The sequence below is a fragment of the Synechococcus sp. CS-603 genome, assembly GCF_977929215.1.
In genome coordinates, this window is the sequence record NZ_OZ376778.1 from 1,964,322 (window position 1) to 1,985,634 (window position 21,313).

At 62.1% G+C, this 21,313-nt stretch carries 24 protein-coding genes, 1 tRNA gene and 1 pseudogene; 12 read left to right on the top strand and 14 right to left on the bottom strand.

Translation table 11 applies throughout. The annotated features are described in order from the left end of the window. Positions 1-28 precede the first annotated feature (28 nt). Together clpB and ACXMDM_RS10290 are read left to right on the top strand one after the other, a co-directional pair. Positions 29-2,656: an ATP-dependent chaperone ClpB gene (gene clpB, locus ACXMDM_RS10285; protein WP_071801655.1), complete on the top strand. Its 2,628-nt coding sequence runs from the start codon at positions 29-31 to the stop codon at positions 2,654-2,656. Positions 2,657-2,872: 216 nt separating this feature from the next. Further along, entirely contained in the window at positions 2,873-3,985 is a 1,113-nt protein-coding gene (locus tag ACXMDM_RS10290) for a baeRF8 domain-containing protein (protein ID WP_259722729.1), read from the top strand. Positions 3,986-4,104: 119 nt separating this feature from the next. On the opposite strand, the pseudogene ACXMDM_RS10295 reads toward ACXMDM_RS10290, so the two are convergent. The 4 genes and pseudogenes from ACXMDM_RS10295 to ACXMDM_RS10310 all read right to left on the bottom strand — a co-directional run bounded on the left by ACXMDM_RS10295 (position 4,105) and on the right by ACXMDM_RS10310 (position 8,478). Further along, positions 4,105-5,204, bottom strand: a pseudogene (locus tag ACXMDM_RS10295) (AI-2E family transporter). A 24-nt stretch (positions 5,205-5,228) separates the two neighbouring features. Then, positions 5,229-6,368: a transporter substrate-binding domain-containing protein gene (locus ACXMDM_RS10300; RefSeq protein ID WP_259722732.1), complete on the bottom strand. Its 1,140-nt coding sequence runs from the start codon at positions 6,366-6,368 to the stop codon at positions 5,229-5,231. A 424-nt stretch (positions 6,369-6,792) separates the two neighbouring features. Further along, positions 6,793-7,872, bottom strand: coding sequence for a photosystem II q(b) protein (gene psbA, locus ACXMDM_RS10305; RefSeq protein ID WP_499569553.1), 1,080 nt, complete (start codon positions 7,870-7,872; stop codon positions 6,793-6,795). 522 nt (positions 7,873-8,394) lie between these two features. Next, positions 8,395-8,478, bottom strand: a tRNA-Leu gene (locus tag ACXMDM_RS10310). A gap of 43 nt (positions 8,479-8,521) precedes the next feature. Between ACXMDM_RS10310 and ACXMDM_RS10315 the strand changes: the two genes are divergently transcribed. Genes ACXMDM_RS10315 through ACXMDM_RS10330 form a run of 4 tightly spaced genes read left to right on the top strand, consistent with a single transcriptional unit; the run spans position 8,522 to position 10,670 of the window. Then, positions 8,522-8,773, top strand: a complete 252-nt coding sequence (locus ACXMDM_RS10315; protein WP_071801660.1) for an NAD(P)H-quinone oxidoreductase subunit L — start codon at positions 8,522-8,524, stop codon at positions 8,771-8,773. A gap of 4 nt (positions 8,774-8,777) precedes the next feature. Beyond that, on the top strand, positions 8,778-9,113 hold the full coding sequence (locus ACXMDM_RS10320; RefSeq protein WP_071801661.1) for a DUF3007 family protein: 336 nt from the start codon (positions 8,778-8,780) through the stop codon (positions 9,111-9,113). Between the two features lie 31 nt (positions 9,114-9,144). Beyond that, positions 9,145-9,990: a tryptophan synthase subunit alpha gene (gene trpA, locus ACXMDM_RS10325; protein WP_071801662.1), complete on the top strand. Its 846-nt coding sequence runs from the start codon at positions 9,145-9,147 to the stop codon at positions 9,988-9,990. Positions 9,991-10,010: 20 nt separating this feature from the next. Continuing rightward, positions 10,011-10,670, top strand: a complete 660-nt coding sequence (locus ACXMDM_RS10330) for a DUF938 domain-containing protein (protein WP_259722865.1) — start codon at positions 10,011-10,013, stop codon at positions 10,668-10,670. On the opposite strand, the gene ACXMDM_RS10335 is transcribed toward ACXMDM_RS10330, so the two are convergent. Next, positions 10,646-11,641 carry an NAD(P)-dependent alcohol dehydrogenase gene (locus tag ACXMDM_RS10335; RefSeq protein ID WP_259722864.1) on the bottom strand — a complete coding sequence of 332 codons (996 nt, stop codon included), beginning with the start codon at positions 11,639-11,641 and terminating at the stop codon, positions 10,646-10,648. The two genes, ACXMDM_RS10330 and ACXMDM_RS10335, sit on opposite strands and share 25 nt — an antisense overlap. A gap of 70 nt (positions 11,642-11,711) precedes the next feature. On the opposite strand from ACXMDM_RS10335, the gene feoB reads away from it, so the two are divergent. Continuing rightward, positions 11,712-13,526: a ferrous iron transport protein B gene (gene feoB, locus ACXMDM_RS10340; RefSeq protein WP_259722863.1), complete on the top strand. Its 1,815-nt coding sequence runs from the start codon at positions 11,712-11,714 to the stop codon at positions 13,524-13,526. Here feoB and ACXMDM_RS10345 read toward each other — a convergent pair. Next, positions 13,435-13,776: a FeoA family protein gene (locus tag ACXMDM_RS10345; RefSeq protein ID WP_259722862.1), complete on the bottom strand. Its 342-nt coding sequence runs from the start codon at positions 13,774-13,776 to the stop codon at positions 13,435-13,437. The genes feoB and ACXMDM_RS10345 overlap by 92 nt on opposite strands. Before the next feature lie 210 nt (positions 13,777-13,986). On the opposite strand from ACXMDM_RS10345, the gene ACXMDM_RS10350 reads away from it, so the two are divergent. Then, entirely contained in the window at positions 13,987-14,256 is a 270-nt protein-coding gene (locus ACXMDM_RS10350) for a YciI family protein (protein WP_259722861.1), read from the top strand. Here ACXMDM_RS10350 and ACXMDM_RS10355 read toward each other — a convergent pair. Next, positions 14,253-14,678, bottom strand: a complete 426-nt coding sequence (locus ACXMDM_RS10355) for a cytochrome c family protein (RefSeq protein ID WP_233830807.1) — start codon at positions 14,676-14,678, stop codon at positions 14,253-14,255. The genes ACXMDM_RS10350 and ACXMDM_RS10355 overlap by 4 nt on opposite strands. A 403-nt stretch (positions 14,679-15,081) precedes the next feature. Further along, the gene (locus ACXMDM_RS10360; protein WP_120352866.1) at positions 15,082-15,318 is read right to left on the bottom strand and encodes a DUF3136 domain-containing protein; all 237 of its coding nucleotides are present in this window, start codon (positions 15,316-15,318) and stop codon (positions 15,082-15,084) included. 122 nt (positions 15,319-15,440) lie between these two features. Here ACXMDM_RS10360 and ACXMDM_RS10365 point away from each other — a divergent pair, with 122 nt between their 5' ends. Next, the gene (locus tag ACXMDM_RS10365; RefSeq protein WP_071801669.1) at positions 15,441-15,917 is read left to right on the top strand and encodes a GNAT family N-acetyltransferase; all 477 of its coding nucleotides are present in this window, start codon (positions 15,441-15,443) and stop codon (positions 15,915-15,917) included. 50 nt (positions 15,918-15,967) lie between these two features. After that, the gene (locus tag ACXMDM_RS10370) at positions 15,968-16,495 is read left to right on the top strand and encodes a Nif11 domain/cupin domain-containing protein (RefSeq protein ID WP_259722860.1); all 528 of its coding nucleotides are present in this window, start codon (positions 15,968-15,970) and stop codon (positions 16,493-16,495) included. Here the strand turns inward: ACXMDM_RS10370 and ACXMDM_RS10375 are convergent. The 5 genes from ACXMDM_RS10375 to ACXMDM_RS10395 form a co-directional block, all read right to left on the bottom strand. Then, a complete protein-coding gene (locus ACXMDM_RS10375) occupies positions 16,437-16,928 on the bottom strand; it encodes a phosphate-starvation-inducible PsiE family protein (protein WP_259722859.1) in 492 nt (163 codons plus the stop codon). The genes ACXMDM_RS10370 and ACXMDM_RS10375 overlap by 59 nt on opposite strands. After that, positions 16,928-17,224 carry a hypothetical protein gene (locus tag ACXMDM_RS10380; RefSeq protein WP_311134209.1) on the bottom strand — a complete coding sequence of 99 codons (297 nt, stop codon included), beginning with the start codon at positions 17,222-17,224 and terminating at the stop codon, positions 16,928-16,930. Before ACXMDM_RS10380 ends, ACXMDM_RS10375 begins: the two co-directional genes overlap by 1 nt. Before the next feature lie 39 nt (positions 17,225-17,263). After that, complete coding sequence (locus ACXMDM_RS10385; protein ID WP_259722858.1) at positions 17,264-17,566, bottom strand: hypothetical protein; 303 nt, start codon at positions 17,564-17,566, stop codon at positions 17,264-17,266. Next, positions 17,566-17,925 (bottom strand): YkvA family protein, encoded by a 360-nt coding sequence (locus ACXMDM_RS10390; RefSeq protein WP_071801674.1) that lies wholly within the window; start codon positions 17,923-17,925, stop codon positions 17,566-17,568. Before ACXMDM_RS10390 ends, ACXMDM_RS10385 begins: the two co-directional genes overlap by 1 nt. An 87-nt stretch (positions 17,926-18,012) precedes the next feature. Next, on the bottom strand, positions 18,013-18,942 hold the full coding sequence (locus tag ACXMDM_RS10395) for a sigma-70 family RNA polymerase sigma factor (protein ID WP_259722857.1): 930 nt from the start codon (positions 18,940-18,942) through the stop codon (positions 18,013-18,015). Between the two features lie 191 nt (positions 18,943-19,133). On the opposite strand from ACXMDM_RS10395, the gene ACXMDM_RS10400 reads away from it, so the two are divergent. Together ACXMDM_RS10400 and ACXMDM_RS10405 are read left to right on the top strand one after the other, a co-directional pair. Continuing rightward, the gene (locus tag ACXMDM_RS10400; protein WP_259722856.1) at positions 19,134-19,727 is read left to right on the top strand and encodes a DUF2214 family protein; all 594 of its coding nucleotides are present in this window, start codon (positions 19,134-19,136) and stop codon (positions 19,725-19,727) included. 26 nt (positions 19,728-19,753) lie between these two features. Then, a complete protein-coding gene (locus ACXMDM_RS10405; RefSeq protein WP_499569559.1) occupies positions 19,754-20,569 on the top strand; it encodes a peptidase in 816 nt (271 codons plus the stop codon). On the opposite strand, the gene hisIE is transcribed toward ACXMDM_RS10405, so the two are convergent. After that, a complete protein-coding gene (gene hisIE / locus ACXMDM_RS10410) occupies positions 20,554-21,282 on the bottom strand; it encodes a bifunctional phosphoribosyl-AMP cyclohydrolase/phosphoribosyl-ATP diphosphatase HisIE (RefSeq protein WP_370454144.1) in 729 nt (242 codons plus the stop codon). The two genes, ACXMDM_RS10405 and hisIE, sit on opposite strands and share 16 nt — an antisense overlap. Positions 21,283-21,313: the final 31 nt, after the last annotated feature.

The window sequence follows — 21,313 nt, forward strand, 5'->3', positions numbered from 1 at the left end:
CTACACAGAAACAACGTCAGGAGGTCAAATGCAACCCACCGCCGAGCAGTTCACCGAGAAGGCCTGGGGCGCGATCGTCGCCGCCCAACAGCTGGCCCAGCAGCGCCGCCACCAACAACTCGAAACCGAACATCTCTTCGCGGCCCTCTTGGCAGAGCCTGGCCTGGCCACGCGCATTCTCGAGAAGTCGGGGGTGGATCCCGCCGTGCTGGCCCAGAAGGTGGAAACGTTCATCAGCACGCAGCCCAGCCTGGGTGCGGCGCCTGAGTCTGTTTTTCTGGGCAAGGCGCTCAACGCCCTGCTCGATCAGGCTGAGGTGTTCAAGAAGGAGTTCACAGACAGCTTCCTTTCGATTGAGCACCTGCTGTTGGCCCTGGCAGGCGATGGGCGTTGCGGGCGCCAGCTGCTCTCGCAGTGCGGCATCGATGCGGCGAAACTACGGGAGGCGATCGATGCGGTGCGAGGCAGCCAGACGGTGACCGATCAGAACCCCGAGGGCACCTACGAATCCCTGGAGAAATACGGCCGTGATCTCACCAAGGCGGCGCGCGAGGGCAAGCTCGATCCGGTGATCGGCCGCGATGAGGAAATCCGGCGCACCATCCAGATCCTCAGCCGCCGCACCAAGAACAACCCGGTGCTGATCGGTGAACCGGGTGTGGGCAAAACCGCGATCGTGGAGGGGTTGGCCCAACGCATCGTCAACGGTGATGTGCCCTCGGCCCTGCAGAACCGCCAGTTGATCTCGCTCGACATGGGCGCCCTGATTGCCGGCGCGAAATACCGCGGTGAATTCGAGGAGCGGCTCAAGGCCGTGCTCAAGGAGGTGACCTCCAGCGAAGGCCAGATCGTGCTGTTCATCGATGAGATCCACACCGTGGTGGGTGCTGGTGCCGCCGGGGGCTCGATGGACGCCAGCAACCTGCTCAAGCCGATGCTGGCCCGCGGTGAGCTGCGTTGCATCGGTGCTACCACCCTCGATGAGCACCGCCAGCACATCGAGAAGGATCCGGCCCTGGAACGCCGCTTCCAGCAGGTGTTCGTGGATCAGCCCACGGTGGAAGACACGATCTCGATCCTGCGTGGCCTCAAGGAGCGCTATGAGGTCCACCACGGCGTACGCATCGCCGATAACGCGCTGGTGGCAGCGGCCGTGCTCTCCAGCCGCTACATCGCCGATCGCTTCTTGCCGGATAAGGCGATCGACCTGATGGATGAATCAGCGGCCCGATTGAAGATGGAGATCACCTCCAAGCCCGAGGAGATCGATGAGATCGATCGCAAGATCCTGCAGCTGGAGATGGAGAAGCTCTCTTTGGGCCGCGAATCGGACCCGGGCAGCAAGGAGCGGCTGGAGCGGATCGAGCGGGAACTGGCGGAGCTGGGCGAACAGCAGAGCGGCCTCAATGCCCAGTGGCAGAAGGAGAAGGGCGCCATCGATGCCCTCTCCGGCCTCAAGGAAGAGATCGAGCAGGTGCAGTTGCAGGTGGAACAGGCCAAGCGCAGCTACGACCTCAACCGGGCCGCCCAGCTGGAGTACGGCACCCTGGCCGACCTCAACAAGAAGCTCGCGGCCAAGGAGGCGGCCCTCAACGCCGAAACCGGCGAAAAGAACCTGTTGCGTGAGGAGGTCACCCAGGACGACATCGCCGAGGTGATCGCCAAGTGGACCGGCATCCCGGTGGCCCGCTTGGTGCAGAGCGAAATGGAGAAGCTGCTGCATCTCGAAGCGGAGCTGCACAACCGGGTGATCGGCCAGCAGCAGGCGGTCACGGCGGTGGCAGATGCGATTCAGCGCTCCCGCGCCGGGTTATCAGATCCGAATCGGCCGATCGCTTCGTTCCTGTTTCTTGGACCCACGGGCGTGGGCAAGACGGAACTCTGCAAAGCCCTGGCCGCCCAGATGTTCGACAGCGACGACGCCATGGTGCGCATCGACATGAGCGAATACATGGAGAAGCACGCTGTGAGCCGCCTGATCGGCGCCCCTCCCGGCTATGTGGGTTACGAAGAGGGTGGCCAGCTCACCGAAGCCGTGCGCCGCCGGCCCTATGCGGTGATCCTGTTCGATGAGGTGGAAAAGGCCCATCCCGATGTGTTCAACGTGCTGCTCCAGGTACTCGATGACGGTCGCGTCACCGACGGCCAGGGCCGCACGGTGGATTTCACCAACACGGTGCTGATCCTCACCAGCAACATCGGCAGTGCCTCGATTCTGGATCTGGCCGGTGATCCGGCCCGCCATGGCGAGATGGAGAAGCGAGTGAACGAGGCCCTGCGCGCTCACTTCCGGCCGGAGTTCCTCAACCGCCTGGATGAATCGATCATCTTCCACAGCCTGCGCGCCGATGAACTGCGCCAGATCGTTGTGCTGCAGGTGGAACGTCTGCGTCAGCGCCTCGAAGGGCGCAAGCTGGGCCTTGAGCTGAGCACCGAAGCACTCGACTGGATCGCTGCCGCCGGATATGACCCGGTGTATGGGGCCCGTCCCTTGAAGCGTGCGATTCAACGGGAGCTGGAAACACCCATCGCCAAAGCGATCCTGGCCGGTCGCTTCCTTGAAGGCAGCACGATCGGCGTAGCTGTGGAAGCTGCGGGAGATAGCAGGCGGTTGTGCCTCTCCCAGGCCCTCAGCCATGAACTGGCGATGGTGTGATGACCAACCTGGCGTGAGGAGCCAATCGTCCGACTGACAGCAAGGAGAGCACGCTGCCGTACAACCAGTCACCTTGAGAAAATGGCTGGAGATCATCAATTGAGTGCGAATTCGACGGCTACTCGGATTCTCTGTGCTTTCAACTGTCAATCTTTTGTTTCTTTTAACAATCGCTACCCTGTAGATTCGTAAAAGAACGCTCAGGCGCCTTTTTTCATGCTGCATGTTGACATTCCTACGCGTGCCGAAATCGAAGCGCTGATGCTCAATCACGGCCCAGCACGGGTCAGCTTGGTCCTGCCGACCACACCGCTGACCCAGGCGGCCCAGGGCGACCGAATCGTCTTGAAAAACCTGACTGAGCAGGCCGTTGAGCAGCTCGCCAGCCACGACAAGCGTGAAGTACTCGCCATTGAGGAGCTGCTCCACGATCTGATCGATGACGATGATTTCTGGGAGGTTCAGGCCAACAGCCTTGCCGTCTTCGTGTCGCCAGAAGGCCTGCGCAGCTTCCGCTTGCCCAACCACCTCAAGCCCGCCGTGGAGGTCAGCGACCGTTTTCACGTTCAGCCTCTGCTGCGCACGGTCACAGTGAATCAGTCGGCCTACGTGCTTGCTCTGGCACAGAACAGCGTGCGCCTGGTCGGGGTCTCCTCCGACCTGCCGGCCGTTGAGCTGAACTTGGACGGCATGCCGAAGGATGTGGCCAGCTCAGCCCGAAAGACGTCGATCAAAGACCGTTCACCCAGCGGCCGCCTTCAGGGCTCAGAAGGCATGAAAGTGCACCAAGTTCAATATGCACGCAAGATCGATCAGGCACTGAGGGTGCTGCTGGTAGGCAAGGAAACCCCATTGATTCTGGCAGCGGCAGAGCCGATGCAATCGATCTACCGCGAACTGCAGTCGTATCCGCACCTGGCTCGCACGGCAATCCAGCACAATCCTGAAACGCAGAGCGATGCCGAATTGGCCTCAAACGCACGCTCCATCCTTGATGAACTGTTCAGAGATGAGCTTGCTGAGATCCATTCCCTTTACGCGCTGCGCACCAGCCAGAGTCGGACCACATCCGATCTAGTCCAGGTGGCCCGCGCGGCCACCTACGGCGCCATTCAATTGCTATTGATTGACATTGACGATGTCACCCCCGGCACCGTCGACGACGATGGAGCTGTGACTTTTGCCGATGGCCCCAGTGCCAAGAGCTACGGACTTGTCGATGAGATTGCCAGCCGCGCCCTAGTCACAGGCGCCAAAGTCATGGGTGTGCGCAAAAGCGACATCCCCGGTGAGGCGAAGCTTGCGGCGATCTTGCGCTACCCGTTCTGAATGCGTATTTTTTGAGAGCATCCCAATAGCTTCGGCAAGCAGGTTCTTCGTGCCACCTCATACCTGGTGCGGGAACCTGCTCAGGTCATTGACGTTTGTATCACGTCCCCATAAGCCCCCTAGCTGCTGGCACCCATCTCCATGCCATCCGCTGGAATGTCTGGATTAGTACCAGAGCCAGTAGCAGCAAGCGGAGTTGGAACCAGAAACAATGCCTTGATGGTGGCCGCAATCGGTACGGCCGTGATCACACCGTAGAAATCAGCCAATGTCGCCCCCACCATCACCGAGAACAAAATCACGATCGGATTGAGTCCGTTGAGCTTGCCAAGAAGCCGCGGCGGCAGGATATTTTCGATCACATGGTCAACGAGAATCAGCACGCTGAACACGCGCAGCCCAAGCCAGAAACTCTTGAACATGAACAGGATGCTCACGACCAGAATGCCAAGGATGGCGCCAAAGGGAATGAAGCCCATCAGGCCGATGGCAAAACCTGAGAGGATTGGGTACGGTGCCCCCAACAGCATCAAAGCGGGCGTCAATGCCGTGATCAGCACCACCGCCAGCACCAGCTGGTTGAAGATGTAGCTGTTGAAGTTACGCCGGAGCACGCCGAGAACATGGAGGCCACGGTCGCCGGTAACCAGGACACCAAACAATTGTGGACCAGCTCACCGCCATAGATCAGGAAGAAGACGGTGAGCACAAACAGGAAGAAGATGCTGAAGAACCCGCCTAGAGAACCGGAGACGAAACTTGGAATCCCGAGCAACACACTTTCAAGCTGCTCTTTGATGTTGTTGGCCACCCCATCGATGATCGTGGCGGAGTCAAAAGGGAGGCCAACCGCGTTGGCCCTGCCGCTCAGATCCACTAATTCGCCACCGCTGGAATCAATCCACTCCGGCAACCTCTGGACCAATCGAAAGAAAGCAATCACCAGCATGGGCACCAGCGTGGCGCTGGCGAGAATCACCCCTACGCTGAAGAGCAGGAACATCGCTGCGATCGCCCAGCTGCGCTTGAAGCCCAGGCGTTTCTGTAGCAATCGAACCGGAATGTTCAGAATCAAGGCGATCACCCCCGCCAGGATGAAGGTAGAAACAACACCTTCGAAGGCGCGGTAAAGCCCACTGAAGACCCATAGGTTCAGCACGATCACCGGAAAGACGAAGCCGAGCACCAGGGAGCGGGGTAGACGTGAAGGCAGGGTCATGGCCCACGGCTCAGAGGCCCGCGATCAAGACCCCTCGATCGGCTCTCTTTGGCTGGGTATGGACTCGATCCAGCGATCGGCGATCTCACCGGTGAGGCCTTGGCGCTGCATCCTGACCAGGGCCACGTCCAGTGGGCGCTCCAGGGCGCTGCCGCTTTGGATCACGATCCCATAGGGTTCGGTCGCCAGGCTGAAGGGGGCCAGTTTCTGCCGAGCTCCGGGATTCTGGAGCAGGTGATATTTCAACGCCGGGCGATCGAAAATCACGCCCTGCACCCCTTCTGCCTCCAGCAGGGCAATGGCGTCCTCCAGGGAGTCGGTCTGGGTGAGCCTTGCTTCGTAATGGTTGCCCCATTTCACGCTCGTGGTGCCACGCACCGCAGCGATCGGCACACCACGCAGGTCGGCAGGTTCGGAGAGGGGCTCGCCACCCAGCTGCGCCAGGGAGATCGTGAAGGCCGAGGCCAAGCCAGCCGTGATCGAAGAAACGGCGATCAACGACACCACCATCCACACACCCGAAATCCAACGACCAATGCCGGTTACCGGAGCGCGGTCGCCGTATCCGACGGTGGTCAGTGTGACGAGGGCAAACCACATGCCGTTGCCGATCCCACGGATGTAATGGCGCGGAAAATGCTCTGGATTTTTGCGATGTTCAGTCAGCCAGATCAGATTCCCCACCACGAACAAGCAGATCAGCAGCACACCCGCCGAAGACAGAGCCGCCCAGCCGAAAAACGGGCGCAGCCTCCGCCAGAGGCCCGGCGATCGTTCCGAAACCAGCAAGCCGACATGGCTGATGTAATAAGGCTGGGTGAATTCGATACCATCGATCATCAACCGATCCGAGGTGATGCTGATCGGACCGATCGCCACATCCAGCTCACCATTGGCCACGTTCTTGATGCTTGCTGCTGTCGATGTCTGTGGAATCAGTTTGTAGGGCAAGCCTTCTGAAGAAGCGAAATCCCTCCAGACGTCAATGCTGATTCCCTGGGTGACGTCTCCTTCGCGGATCACGAAGGGGGCTGAGCCGGACACACCCACCCGCAGCGGCTGCGCTTGCACCTTGATGCAAAAGCCGGTCGAGGCCACCACCAACCCGGCCAACCCCAGGGCCAGGCGGACGAACGGACGAGCTGTGGGAACAACCAGGGGCATGGCAGCAACGCAAATCGATCAGACTAGGCCCGACTTGCGAGCTGTTCCGAGATGGATGGCTTGTCAACGCTGACTCTTGCGGCTGCACGGACCAGCTCCAATCGTGCCAACAGAATAAGGTCGACAGGCTCCAGCAGGTTGAAGAAACAACAGCAGCGACCAGATGCCTGTCAGGCTCCGTGCTGGCTATGAGCAAGCCCTGAGACAGCAGGTGCCTTGATGTTGCCGGAGCCGATCAAGGAGGAGTCATTTGTAATTCGTACAGCATTGAGTTCTTTCACCAATGACGATCTCGACGCGGGACTCATTCTTGCGGGATTGCTGTTGGCAGGACCCCATCAACCCACAAAAAGCCCCCCTTCGCAGTGAGGGGGGCTTGAGGTGAAAGGCATGGCTGGAGCCAACAGGGTTGGCTCCGCTGCGATCAGCCGATGGACGGCGTGATCAAAGCCACAGGAGTGGCTTCTGCAGACGCCAGGTCAAGCGGGAAGTTGTGAGCGTTGCGCTCGTGCATCACTTCCATGCCCAGACCGGCACGGTTCAGCACGTCAGCCCAGGTGTTGATCACGCGGCCTTGGCCATCGAGGATCGACTGATTGAAGTTGAAACCGTTGAGGTTGAAGGCCATCGTGCTCACGCCAAGGGCGGTGAACCAGATGCCCACAACCGGCCAGGTGGCGAGCAGGAAGTGCAGGCTGCGGCTGTTGTTGAAAGAGGCGTACTGGAAGATCAGACGACCGAAGTAGCCGTGGGCCGCCACGATGTTGTAGGTCTCTTCCTCTTGGCCGAACTTGTAACCGTAGTTCTGGCTCTCGCTTTCGGTCGTCTCACGCACCAAGGAGCTGGTGACGAGTGAACCGTGCATGGCCGAGAACAGGGAGCCGCCGAAGACACCAGCCACACCCAGCATGTGGAAGGGGTGCATCAGGATGTTGTGCTCGGCTTGGAACACCAACATGAAGTTGAAGGTGCCGGAGATGCCGAGGGGCATGCCATCAGAGAACGAACCCTGACCGAAGGGGTAGATCAGGAAGACAGCCGAGGCAGCCGCCACAGGGGCGCTGTAGGCGACACAGATCCAGGGGCGCATGCCGAGGCGGTAGGAGAGTTCCCACTCGCGGCCCATGTAGCAGAAGATGCCGATCAGGAAGTGGAAGATCACCAGCTGATAGGGACCGCCGTTGTACAGCCACTCATCGAGGCTGGCGGCTTCCCAGATCGGGTAGAAGTGCAGGCCGATGGCGTTGCTGGAAGGAACAACAGCACCGGAGATGATGTTGTTGCCGTACATCAAGGAGCCGGCGACAGGCTCGCGGATGCCGTCGATGTCGACAGGGGGCGCGGCCACGAAGGCCACGATGAAGCAGATGGTGGCAGCCAGCAGGGTGGGGATCATCAGCACACCGAACCAACCGACATACAGGCGGTTGTTGGTGGAGGTGACCCACTCACAGAACTGACTCCAGGCAGAAGCGCCGGGGCGCTGCTGAACGGTGGTGGTCATAAGGACGGGGGGTGATGCTCCGAAGAGCGGGAAATAGGTCCGGAGAACCAGCTTTATTAATGTACAGCAAACTTTCGAAACATTTCAAGCTGGAAGGCAGGGGATCGATCAGCTCATTGGATCACAATCATTAGCCAGGCTTATGAGTCATGTCCTGACCAGGGGGGGCTGAGCGTTTCTGTGAGAGGGAGTTCCTGGTAAGAGTCTCAAGCTTGACGTTCTTGGCTGGGCGTTTTCTTTCACATCGTTCCCTTGAAAGCTTCCGGATAACCATGCCGCTGATCAGCTGTGGCGGTTCAGAAGACCAGGCTCAGAAAGTGTGACGGGGTTCCCCGGGTCCTCGAGATCACAGTTGATGCGAATCAAGTTGGGGCCCTGATAGCCCTGCAAATCGCCCTGCCTAAAACCGTTCCTGATTTGCCCTCTTTTGGTCGTTTTTGTTCCTAGAGCGGGTCTAGGCCGTTTGGGACCACCCAGAAAGACTATTTGGACAAACGCTTGTGCTGCAACCGATCTGAGCGATGGGGGCAGGGGGACTTGAACCCCCACAGCCTTGCGGCCTGCGGATTTTAAGTCCGCTGCGTCTACCAATTTCGCCATGCCCCCGGCTCAGGCAGCTTAGATTTCAGCGGTTGGGCTTTCTTTTTCCATGCCACTGCTTGGACTTCTCAGCTCGCTCAGTACCGACTCCCTGCTGGTGATCGGCGCCTATCTGGCCGTGGCCGGTGCCTATCTGGTGGTGGTGCCTTTGGCCCTTTACTGGTGGATGAACACCCGCTGGACGGTGATGGGCAAGCTTGAGCGCCTCGGCATCTATGGGCTGGTTTTCCTGTTTTTTCCCGGCTTGATCCTGTTCTCCCCCTTCCTCAACCTGCGCATGGCTGGCCAGGGCGAGGCCTGAGCCGATGACCCGCGGTCAATCGCTGCTGCTTGGCCTGGGCGTGTTTGCCCTCGGTGGAGTGGGCTACTGGGGTTTTCAGGCCGCTGGGATGGAAGAGGTCTCAGCCGGTATTGCCGCTGAAGCTGTCCTGATCCTGGTGGTGGTCGGCTGGACGGGCAGTTACCTGTTCCGTGTTGTCACCGGCAAGATGTCCTTCATGGAGCAGCGGCGTCAGTACCGCGCTGGCTACGACGCCTTGACGGAGGAGCAACTCCAGAAGGAATTCGACGCCTTAAGCCCCGGCGAGCAGGAGAAATTGCTGCGCGAGATCGGTCAGCTCAACGACGAACCTGAGCTGTGAGACGCTCCCTGTCGTGCCTGACGAGCCTCCGATGAGCACCGCCCCCTCCGCCGCCAGCCTCAGCACGTCTGGAGGAACCCCGATCCAGCAACGCTTTGCAGCACTGGCAGGGCAAGGTCGCTGCGCCCTGATGCCGTTTCTGGTGGCGGGTGACCCCGATCTGGCCACTACCGGCCTCACCCTGCTGGCCCTCCAGGAGCGGGGCGCCGATGTGATCGAGCTGGGGATTCCCTACAGCGATCCGCTTGCGGATGGTCCGGTGATCCAGGCCGCTGCCGGCCGTGCCCTCGCCGCTGGCACCACTCCCGCTGCCGTGCTGGAGCTGCTGGCCAGTCTGCGCGGCCGGCTGACGATCCCTGTGGTGCTGTTCACCTACACCAACCCCCTGCTCAACCTGGGCATGGAAAGCTTCTGTCACCAGGCCGCCGCCGCCGGTGCCGCCGGCCTGGTGGTGCCCGATCTCCCGCTGGAGGAGGCTGAGCGGCTTTCACCGATCGCCACCGCCGAAGGGCTCGATCTGGTGCTGCTGGTGGCCCCCACAACGCCAGCTGCCCGCATGGCCAGGATCGCCGCCGCCAGCCGCGGCTTCACCTATCTGGTCAGTGTCACCGGGGTGACGGGCGTGCGCCAGCAACTCGAAGAGCGCGTGGGCGGGTTGGTGAGCCAGCTCAAGGCCCTGGGGCCCACACCGGTGGCCGTTGGTTTCGGCATCTCCGGCCCCGATCAGGCCCGCCAGGTGCGCCAATGGGGGGCTGATGGGGCGATCGTCGGCAGTGCCCTGGTCAAGCGCATGGCAGCAGCGAGCGCTGCTGGCGACGATCCAGCCGTCGCAGCTGCTGGGTTCTGCGCCGAGCTCCGCTCCGCCTTGGACGGCTGAACCCGATTTCCAACTCCACGATGACCGCCTCCCGCTCCGTGTTCGGCTTCAACCAGGATCTGCCCTTCTCAGAAGCCTGCGAACGCAACAAGCAGCCGATCCTCGATGTGCTGAGCCAATGGCTGCCAGCCGCCGCCAAGGTGCTCGAGGTGGGCTCCGGCAGTGGTCAACATGCCGTCCATATCTGCCGCCAGCTCAGCGTTCAGTGGCAACCGAGCGAACAGCGCCAGAACCTGGCGGGCCTGCAGCGTCGCGTTGATTTCGAAGGGGGTGCGGCTTTGCCGGGCCGGCTGCTGCGGCCGATTCCTTTGGACGTGACCGACCCGAAGCAATGGCCTTCAGGTCCGTTCCAAGCCGTGTTCAGCGCCAACACTGCCCACATCATGCCCTCGCCAGCGGTGAGTGAACTGCTGGCCGGTAGTGCCAGGGTGCTGGATCCAGGCGGACTGCTGCTGCTCTATGGACCGTTCCTCAGCGGCGGCGTCCACACCAGCGCCAGCAACGCCGCCTTTGATGCCCACCTGCGCAGCCGCGATCCAGCCATGGGTGTGCGTGATGCGGCTGAACTCAGCGTTCAGGCCGCTGCCCTTGGGCTCACGGCCGTGGAAGATCTGGCCCTTCCAGCCAACAACAGGGTGCTGATCTTTCGGCTGGATCAGGCGGTGAGCACGAAGCGGTAACGCACATCACCGCGGCGCAGCCTGGAGATGGCGGTGTTGATCTCGGCCATCGGCAGGGTTTCCACCATCGGGGCGATCTGGTGGCGGGCGCAGAATTCCATCATCTTGCGCAGGCTGGCCGGCGAGGAGGTGGGGCTGCCGGTGATCTGGCGGCGACCGGAAATCAGGGCGAAGGCCTGGATGGGGATCGGCTCGGTCACCACACCCAGCTGATGCAGGCGGCCCAGGGGCGCCAGGGCGTTGATCACCGCGTCCCAATCGAGCGAATGGTTGCTGGTGTTGATGATCACGTCATAGCGATTCGGGGTGGAAGCCAGATCAGCCAGCAGCTGTACGTCATGGGCACCGAAGCTGCGGGCCTCTTCTGCCTTCGAGAGCGTGGTCGTGATCGCCGTGACCTGGCAGCCCCAGGCGGCCGCGAACTGCAGGGCGAGATGGCCGAGTCCGCCGATGCCGATCACGGCCACATGGGCGGTCGGAGAAATCGCCTCGTCGATCAGAGGCGCAAACACGGTGATGCCTCCGCAGAACAGCGGCCCGGCCAGGGCGGGGTCGACGCCGGCGGGGATCGGAATCAGCCAGTCCTGGCGGGCTTTCACGTGGCTGGCAAAGCCGCCGCTGCGGCCCACCACGCTGGATTCGAGATCGGCGCAGAGGTTTTGATCTCCGCCCAGGCAGAGGGTGCAGTGGTTGCAACTGCCGGCGATCCAGCCCAGGCCCCGCAGCTCACCGATCCACTCCTGGGGAACGCCCTCGCCAACGGCGACGACCCGCCCCACCACCTCGTGGCCGGCCACCAGCGGAAAGGTGCTCACCCCCCAGGCGTTGTCGAGCATCGAGACATCGCTGTGGCAGAGGCCGCAGTGCAACACCTCCAACAGGGCTTCCCCCGGACCGGGAGGCAACAGCTCGGTGTTGGTGAGTTGCAGAGGTGCGCCGGCTTCAGCGGCCTGCCAGGCTGTGATCTGCATCAGGGCGGGGTGGCAAACGGGCCTCCAGCATGGCGTCTCCACCCGAACGACCCGCCTTAACGTCTGAGCTATGGACCCTCTGGCCATCACGGGCGAGGTGCGCATGGCCCTGCTGGGCATGCCCAACACCGGCAAGTCGACCCTGTTCAACAAGCTCACCGGCGGCGAGGCCCATGTCGCCAATTGGCCAGGCCTCACCGTCGAGCTGCTGCGCGGCTCCCTGCCTGCCGATAGCCAGGGTCGCCATTACAGCTTGATCGACCTGCCCGGAATCCATGACCTGCTCGGCGGCAGCGAAGACGAGCAGGTTGTGCAGCGCTTCCTGCTGGAGACCCCACCGGATCTGGCCATCGTGGTGGTCAATGCCAGCCGGGTGAATACGCAATTGCGGCTCGCCCTGGAACTGCAGGCCAGCGGCCTGCCTCTGCTGATCGCCTTGACCATGAGCGATGAGGCCCCCCGCTTTGGGGTGCAGGTCGACGAAGAGCGCCTGAGCGAGGAGCTCAAGCTGCCGGTGCTCTCGATCAGCGCCAGACACAACCAGGGGATGGACACCCTGCTGGAGCAGATCCACCGCTTCGAGCAGATTGAACCAGCGCCGCTTGCTCCGGCTGGACCCGCTGCGCCGGAGCAACGGCTGGCCCAGCTCGCCGAGCGCTGCGTGCAGTTGCCTGAGGGCCTGATCGACCGGCTCAGCGATCGCCTGGACGGGATCCTGCTGCATCCCGTGGCGGGACTGCTGGCCTTCCTGGCGGTGATGCTGGCGATGTTCCAGCTGATCTATGCGATCGGTGTGCCGATTCAGGAGGTCTTAGCGCTGGGCTTCGACTGGATCCAGCAGGTCGCCCTCTTTCCGGCCCTGGCTGCCGTTGGCCTGCCGGACTTTGTGGTGGCCTTCTTGGCGGAAGGCCTCTGGCTTGGGCTGAGCACGGTGATCAGCTTCATGCCGATCATTTTCATCTTTTATTTGATGGTCGCCCTGATCGAAGACTCGGGCTATCTGGCGCGCGCGGCCTTCTTGATGGATGGATTCATGCACGGCCTGGGCCTTGATGGTCGTGCCTTCGTGCTGCAGATTCTCGGCTTTGGTTGCAACGTGCCGGCGATCATGGGCACCCGGGTGATCCGCGATCGTTCGGCGCGGCTGCTCACCATGCTGGTGATTCCCTTCTCCCTTTGCCAGGCCCGCCTGGCGGTGTTTGTGTTCATCGCGGGGGCCTTCTTTGCCCGGCCGTGGTGGGCCGCTGGTCTGGTGATTTTCGGGTTTTACGTGATGAGTTTCGTGGCTGCCACCCTCACGGCCCTGCTGTTCAAAGGCGTGTATCCAAGCCGGGACGCCTTCGTGCTTGAGCTGCCCCCTTACCGCCGTCCGCAGCTTGAGGCGATGCTGAAGCGGGCCTGGTTGGAGATGACGCGCTTTTTTTTCACCACCCGCCGCTTCATCCTCCTCGGAGTCATCGGCATCTGGCTGCTCAACAACCTGCCGCTCGGTGTCGATCCGTTTTCCCGACAGTCGCTGGCCGGCCAGCTCGGAACCCTGTTTCAGCCGCTGCTCGGGCCGATCGGCATGAACCCCCAACTCACAATTTCGCTGATTTTCGGCTTCATCGCCAAGGAAATCCTGCTCGGGGCCATGGCGGTGATCTATGCCACGTCTCAGGCCAATCTGGGCGAGGCCATCGCCGCTTCAATCACTCCCTTGCAGGCGCTGAGTTTCATGATGTTCACTCTGCTCTACACCCCTTGCCTCTCCACCGTGGCGGTGCAGCTCAAGGAATCGGGCAGCAAAGGTTTCACTCTGTTGTCACTGGGCTGGTCGTTGGGCCTGGCCTGGCTGATGGCTGCTCTGCTGTATCAATCAGGCCGGCTGCTGGGGCTGGGCTGATTGCGGGATCTGGGAGCGAGGCCGTGTCCATTTGGGCGGCCTCACGGCGACGCAACATGAACTCCATCAGTCCGGCCCGCAGGTGCAGTAACCCACCTGGATAACCCCGCCGTAACACCTGCAAGGCAACACCTGGACGCACGCCCATCGCCCTGAGGCGAGCCTGGAGCGCCGGCTGCTCCGGCAGGCTCCTGAGCCAGACGGTTTCTCCGGTTGGAACGACCGCTAAAGGGCGCAGGACCTCGGTCATCGCATCGTGTCCGTTGAGCTCTTTGTATCGGCCGCTTGTAAGGAGCTGCCTCCATTGACCTGTCTGCGCTGACAGTGCAGCGCCATCAAGCTAAGCCGGTGCCTGTTGCGGGTGCCTGTTGCAATTGGCTGCGGCCGGGCCTCAAGCGGCGCCATTGCGTTGCTGTTGCCCTGAAACTTCGGTGTCTACCATCCGCTAACACCTGCATCCATGGCCCGATTCGTGCTCTGGGGAACGTATTGCCCCAACGCCGTTGAAAAGCGAACACCCTTTCGCGACGACCATCTCTCAGGCCTTCAGCGTCAGAAGGACAGGGGCCTGCTGGTCACCCTGGGACCCACCGAAGGCAGCAGCCATGTGTTTGGGATCTACGAGGCCGACAGTCAGTCGCAGGTGGAAGCCGCTCTCCACGCCGATGTGTATTGGCGGGAGGGGATCTGGACGGAGCTGAAGGTCTACCCCTGGATCCAGGCGTTTTAAGCCTTTGGGCTCTCGGCGGCCCAGTTGTTCAGGGCCTGCTGCCACACCCAATCGCCGACAAGCTCCGCTCCACCCTCGCCGAGGACGGCTCCATAGCCGCCCATCTGGCCGATTCCTCCGGCAGCAATCGCGGCAATGGCCTCGGGCCCGCCAACGCCGTTGCGCTCCAGCGCCGCCAACTTCAGCGTTTTGCCGCGGCGCAGGATGTTACCGCCATTGACATGACAGCCGGCGCAGTGGGCCTCAAATAACGAACCAGCCAAGGACTTTGTGGTGGCGCCATAGGCCGCTCGAGGCCAACTGATCAGCAGCGACAGTCCCAGCACGGCCGCCCAGACCAGTAGTCGCCGCCACCAGAACCCAACTCTTGCGGCAGTAGCGGCGAGGCTGTTGGTTTGGAAAGCTGGACTGTTGCTGTTCATCCTGGGTACATTTCTCCGCTTCAGCGATTTCCTTGATTTGTTGGGCTTGATCCTATGTTTTTTGGTCCTTGGTCCTTTGGCCCTTTGATGTTGTCAGTGCTGTTCAGATCGGCTTGACAAGCAATCATACTGGGATTCAATCAATCAGAGATACGAATCGTTTTTTAGGCTTTAATCCTGCTGATTCAAAAGAATTCTTGAATAGAGTGACCTTATGCAAGCTTCAAACCCTGAACTAAAAGGTCACTACTGTCAGGCCAGTGATCTCAACTCATTCATTTCTACTCACTGATCTGAGCTCACTGAGTTGAAACGATCTGACCAGTGTTTCGTGCCAATACCGGCAAAGCCAGGCATGCAAACCCAGCAGGTCATGGGGCGATAATCCCGATTGGCTCCTAGGTCACTGGTCAATCGGCAGGCCGGCCTGGTGGGCCCGCTGGTAACGCTGATAGAGATCGAGGGGTGAGCGGTAGCGCTGGGGCAGACAGTCATGCAGACGCTGCAGATTGTGCCAACAGTGGGTGCGCTGGATGCGTTCCTGGCTGCGTTCGTCGGCCACCAGCCGGCGCAGGGCCTGGCAGTAGGCCGAAAAGCCCGCTTCAAGCTCACCAATCGTGAGCGGTTTTGAATCGGCCATGGTCATTCGCAGTTCAACTCCATGGGCCTTTCGATGACCGTATAAAAGAACGCGTCACCATTGCGAGTGTATCCGGCCGAGCGGTCAGATCTCGTTTCATTTCTTCGCAGCCGCTCCTCACCATGACCTCGCTGCGCCCCCTCACCAGCCAGGACCACCCTGAAATCGTTGAGGTCTACCGCGACGCGGTACTCAGCCAGGCCCCACGTCTGTACAGCCCCGAACAGGTGCGGGCCTGGGCCCAGTTGGCCGCCGGCCGGGCCTCTCTGCCCAGGGAGCTGGAGCGGGGCACCGGTCTGGTCAGTACCGGTTCTGGGGGCGAGGGCATCGAGGCGTTCGCCCTGCTCGAACCCGCCGATCGCCTTTCCCTCCTCTACTGCCGTGGACGCTCCAGCCGCCAAGGGCGCGGCAGGGCCCTGTTGCGGGCCCTTGAAGCGCTCGCCCGCGACGCCGGCACCCCGAAGCTGCGCACCGAGGCCAGCTTTCTCTCCAGGCCGTTGTTCGAGCGGGAGGGCTGGCAGGTCGACAGGTTCGAGACCCTGCCCCTCGCTGGCGTCATCTTTCATCGCTTTCGGATGTCGAAATGGCTGCAGGGCTGAACCTGCCAATGCCGCTGCGGGCCTAAACAAGTGGTTGGCGTCCTGGACCCATGGCTGAGAAAGACCTCCAGCAGTTTCTCGCCAAAGTGGAGCAGCTCAATGCCTTTGTGGCCCTGAGTCAACGGGATGCCGGCCTCGGCGAGGCCCTGCGCAACTGCGTTGATCACCAGGCCGTGGTGGCTCTGGCGCTGCAGCACGGCTTTGCGATCAGTCGGCGCTGGGGAGAGGGACCTGGAGCCGCTGAGCCCGACCAGCCACAACCCGCGAACCTGCTGGCTGGCCAGTGCCCTGATCCCGGCCAGGAACAGACGCAGCGCCTGGTGGAGGCTCCAGGGTTGTGGCTGGAGCGCATCCACTCCTGCAGTTACAGCGGCAGCTGGCAGCAGCAGCCGTTCTCGGAATGGGTGACGTTGTTACGCGGCAGCGCCGAACTGGCCTTCTTGAATCCAGATGAGCGGGTTCTGCTTCGGCAGGGAGATCAACTGTTGATCGAACCTCACCGCCGCCATCGGGTTGTGGCTACAGATCCAGCCCCCGGAACCCTCTGGCTTGCTCTGTTCTGGGGTTCCGGTCCCTGAAGTCGGCCTTGCGCACCAGCCAGTAACCGGCCGAAAGGCTGACCACCGTGACGCCAAGCCCCAGCAGCAGCAAGGGCTTGTTCTCAGCTCCTGGTGGCAGCACGATCACTTTCCGGGCCACTGCCGTGAGCGCGGTGATCAACACCAGTTCGATCTGCACGACGTGGCGGCGCAAATAAGCCGTGACGTTCTGCAGCACCTCCAGGGCAATGAGCAGGGTCAACACATCGCCGAGGATCTTGATCAGGTCGTCGCCAAGCCAGCCAGTGGCGGGATTGTTGAATTCACTCAGCACCGTAATCACCAGCTGCACCGTGGCAGCCACCAGAACGATGCAGATCAGCACCGCCAGCAATTTCGCCAGTTGCCGCTCAAACCGCTCGACGAGGCCCATGAAGGCCTCGTCGCTAAAGGCGTCTTTAAGGCGGCGCATCAATTATTGAACGGGCTGAATTCGGGCCTGGCACGCGTGTCGCCGGGGGGGTTCTCCAGGGTGGTGTTACAGGTGACGGAACCATCGGGGCCCGTGACGCAATCCACCGGTTTGACGCGGGTGGCGGGTCCGACATTGCTGCCGCGCTCGAGCAGGAACGACTCACTCTGGGCCAGGTTCTGGGCGACGGCAGGCAAACCGCCCCATACAGCCCCTGCCAGCAGCAGGGCCATGGCGAGGGTGTTCTGGCCGTGCCCGCAAGGTTGCTTGGGTTTCGGGAGTGATCGCATGCTCATCGCGGCGTCATCAGGGCCTCTCACTCTGCCTCTAAAGGCCTAACTTTTCTGTCCTTCACGGATCTCGTTGAGCAACGCGTCGAGATCGAGATCCAGCTGGGCGAGGGGATCAACGGCCTCCTCGCTCTGCCACTGGGTCTCGATGGCGCAGAGCCGTTCAGCCACGCCGCCCAAGCCCGCCTCAACGTGCAGACGCTGCAGCTCCTCAAGCAGCGCCGGCATCTTGATCGACTCAGCCCGCAGGGCCCTGCGCAGATCGGATTGGGTACGGCCGGAATGGCGCAACCAATCTTTCAAAAACACCTGCAGGGAATCGAGCTGTTCAGGACTCAGCGTCGCCATTACCGGGAAGGAGGGAACCAGCGATCCAGCTTGCGCCTTGCCCGTTGGCGGATGTCCGGGGTGAGGTGGCTGCCGGTCATGCCGAGCAGGGCCGTGATCGCCACCAGGTCGTCACTGAAGCCGGCCACGGGGATGAAATCGGGGATCAGATCGAGCGGCAGCAGCAGGTAGGTCAACGCTGCCATCACCGTGATCCGCACCTGGGGAGGGGTGTTGCCATCCAGCAGCAGCTCCAGGCATTCGAGAGCAGGCAGGGCGATGGCGCGGCCGGCGCGGCGCAGCAATCGCTGCAGAACACCCTCATCAACGACGCTGCTCTCGAGCACCTCGGTGTCAACGGTGGTTTCGGTTGAGGCCATGGGTCTATCCACAGCAATGAACTTCGCCATCATCCTTGCCCCGGACAAGACGGGCAAGTTCGGTTTTTATCCAGCGACGGTCGGTGATCATCCCCTGGCTGCTTCCACCAGGCCACTTTGCAGGCCGATCCGGCGCATCTTGCGCAGGGCCCGTTGCACCACCTGGCGGCCATACTCGCGGCTGCAGCCGAGTTGTTCCGCCACTTCCGCCAGGGTTCGCCACTGGTGCCCCTGATCGAGTCCGAAGCGCAACAGCACCACGGCGCGCTCACGCTCGCTGAGATCGGAGCGATCCAACAACTCCCAGGCCACCGCGTGGCGTTCACTGACTTCGGCTTGCTCCAGAGGTGACGGCTGGGTGCTGGGCAACACATCCAATAACTCTGAAGGGTCTGCCTTGGCGCTTACCGCCCCCTGCAGGCTGACGGTGACCGTACGCAGTTCGCAGGCCAGTAGATCTTCGAGCTGGTCAAGCGGAAGCGTGAGCTTGGCCGCCAACTGGTCGTGACTGGGGGAGCTGCCGTTCGCTTGCATCAACTCGGCCCTGGCCGCCCGCAGCCGGGTGAGCTTCTCGTTCACATTGACGGGAATCCGGATGGTTCGGCTCTGGGTGGAGAGAGCCCGGTTCAGCCCCTGACGAATCCACCAATAGGCATAGGTGCTGAAGCGATGACCACGGGTGGGATCATATTTTTCAACGGCCCGGCACAGGCCGATCGTGCCTTCTTGAATCAGATCGAGCAGATCAAGGCCCTTGCCCTGATAGCGCTTGGCCAGATTGACGACGAGACGCAAGTTTCCGACCACCATCTGGTCCTTGGCCCGGGTGCCGTTGCGGATGTGGCGTCGCTCCAGGTCGGAGTACAGGCAAGCTGTTCCTGTGCCACCGGAAAGCCTGCAGCGTTCGGTTAAGGCCACCATGCTCTGCACTTTCCGGCCCAGGGTGAGTTCCTGAACCGGGGTGAGCAACGGATGGCGACCGATCTCAGCGAGATAGGAACTGAGTGAACTGGACATGGAACTCTCAGCAGCTTGGCTGATTCAAACTACGGTGCTTTTGAGCAGGTCCATCTAGCCGCTACGAATCAACAGGTTGGCTACTGATTTTGTTCCAAAATCATTAGTTTTTATACCGAGTTGAAGCACCATCCCGGCCTGCGCCCGTGTCAGCCCAGGGGGCCGCTACCGTCGGCGAAATGGCACCCGCGATGAGCGCTCTCGACGCCTTTCCTGCCCAGATCCTCTCTGGCTTTCTGCAGCAAGGACTTTCTCTGCCCGCACTTTCACTCCCTGGTCTCTCCCTGCCAGGCCTCTCCCTGCCTGGGTTCGTGTTTCCCAGCGGCGTGCTGCCCAATGCGGCGGTGGCCTACGTCCACTACCTCAGTTTCATGGTCTGCTTCGGCGCGCTCGTGCTGGAGCGCCGCCTGATCAAGGCCGACCCGGCCAGGGGGGAAGCGATCCTGATGGTGGTCACCGACGTGGTGTACGGCATCGCTGCCTTGGCGGTGCTGGTCAGCGGCATCCTGCGGGTGCTGCATTACGGCCAGGGCAGCAGCTTCTATACGGAAAATCCCCTGTTCTGGTGGAAGGTGGGCGTCTACCTGGCTGTCGGCGCACTCTCCCTGTATCCCACGATCACCTACATCCTCTGGGCGATTCCGCTGCGCAAGGGTGATCTGCCCCAAGTGAGCGAAGCCCTGGCCACGCGCCTGCGCTGGGTGCTGAATATCGAATTGGCTGGCTTCGCCACCATCCCCTTGCTCGCCACCTTGATGGCCAGGGGCGTCGGTCTGCCCGGCTGAAGGTGGTGGATCGAAGCGCCGTTTGTTTGAGGGCCATCACGCTGCTGGGAATTGGTCTGGGCCTGCCTTTGCCAGCTCTGGCGAGCGATCGCTGCCCGCCTGCGCAAGCCAGCCGGCCGTGGCAAGAGCCTGCCACCAGCCCAGCAGCCAGCCCAATGGCCCACCCAGCGGCCAGCTCAGAGGGGCAGGCGGCAGGCGAGGTGGCGCCTGATTCCGGCGACTACCGCCAAGCCCTCGATCCTTCTGTCGCCGGCTGGCCCGTGCTGGCCCATTGGTGCGTCTGGGTGGAGCCGACCAGCCTGGAAGGTCCGGGCGCTCGCTTTGAGCAGCGCTGGCTGACGGCCGTGGAATCGGCCCTGGGGCAATGGCAGGGTCACCTGCCGCTGCAGCGGGTCAACGATCCAGCCCGGGCGCAGGTGTTCGTTCGCCGCCGCCGCCCCCCGCTGATCTCCCTGGAACCAGGCCAGAGACGCGCCAGCCATGGCCGGGCCAGCCTGACCCTGCAAGAGACTGAACGCCAGGGGGTCTGGCGCCTTGAGCCGCGCGTAGAGGTGTTGATCAGCCCGGATCAGCGCCGCGAAGCCACTGAAGCCACGGCCCTGCATGAGCTCGGCCATGCCTTCGGGCTCTGGGGCCATAGCCCCGAGGCCAGCGACGCGATGGCTGCGGTGCCAGGCGCCGTGCCGGTGCTGCAGCTCACGGCCCGTGATCTGGCCACCCTGCGCTGGCTCTATGCCCAACCCAGTCGCTTCGGTGTGCTACAGCCCCTGAATGAGCTTGAGATTGGGCCCGGCAAAAAGAGATCTCCTGAAACGTCTGCCGCTGGTCAGGACGGCTCCTGAGTGCGCCTTGGCGCTCCTCGCCGGGCCGCCAGCACCTCCTGCACCCGCCGCCAGGGGACGCCGTGGTGGGCCAGGGCCACCTGCAGGTGAAAGATCAGATCGGCCGCTTCGCCGGCAATGGCAGCGGCATCGTCGTCCTTGCAGGCCATCACGAACTCAGCGCTCTCCTCGCCGATCTTCTTGAGGATGCTGTTGTCACCGCCTTCCAGCAGCTTGTTGGTATAGCTGCCGGGTTCGGGATGGTCGCGGCGCCCATTGATCACCCGCGCCAGTTCGCTGCAGGCATCGGCCGGCGGCTGGGCACCAGCGTTCAGGCGTTCTGCGCTGATGCCTGTTGCTGTCAATCCATCTGCGAAGAAGCAGCTGCGGGCGCCGGTGTGGCAGGCCACGTCTCCGCGTTGCTCGATGCTCAGCAGCAACACATCGGCGTCACAGTCGTAGCGGAGGCCGCGCAGGGTCTGGATATGGCCGCTTGTGGCACCCTTGTGCCAGAGCTCCTGACGCGAGCGGCTCCAGTAGTGCACCTCGCCAGTGGCCAGGGTCTGCTCGATCGCTTCGGCGTTCATCCAGGCCAGCATCAGCACGGCCCCGTCGAGCCAGTCCTGGGCGATGGCGGGAATCAGACCCGCCGCGTTAAAACGCAGTACCCCAATCAGCTCAGGCCATGGCAGGGAGCCAGCGGCGGTGCGGCGGGGCTGAAATGATGCCTCCAAGGCCTGCAGTGTCGAGTGGCTGCGATCCTCC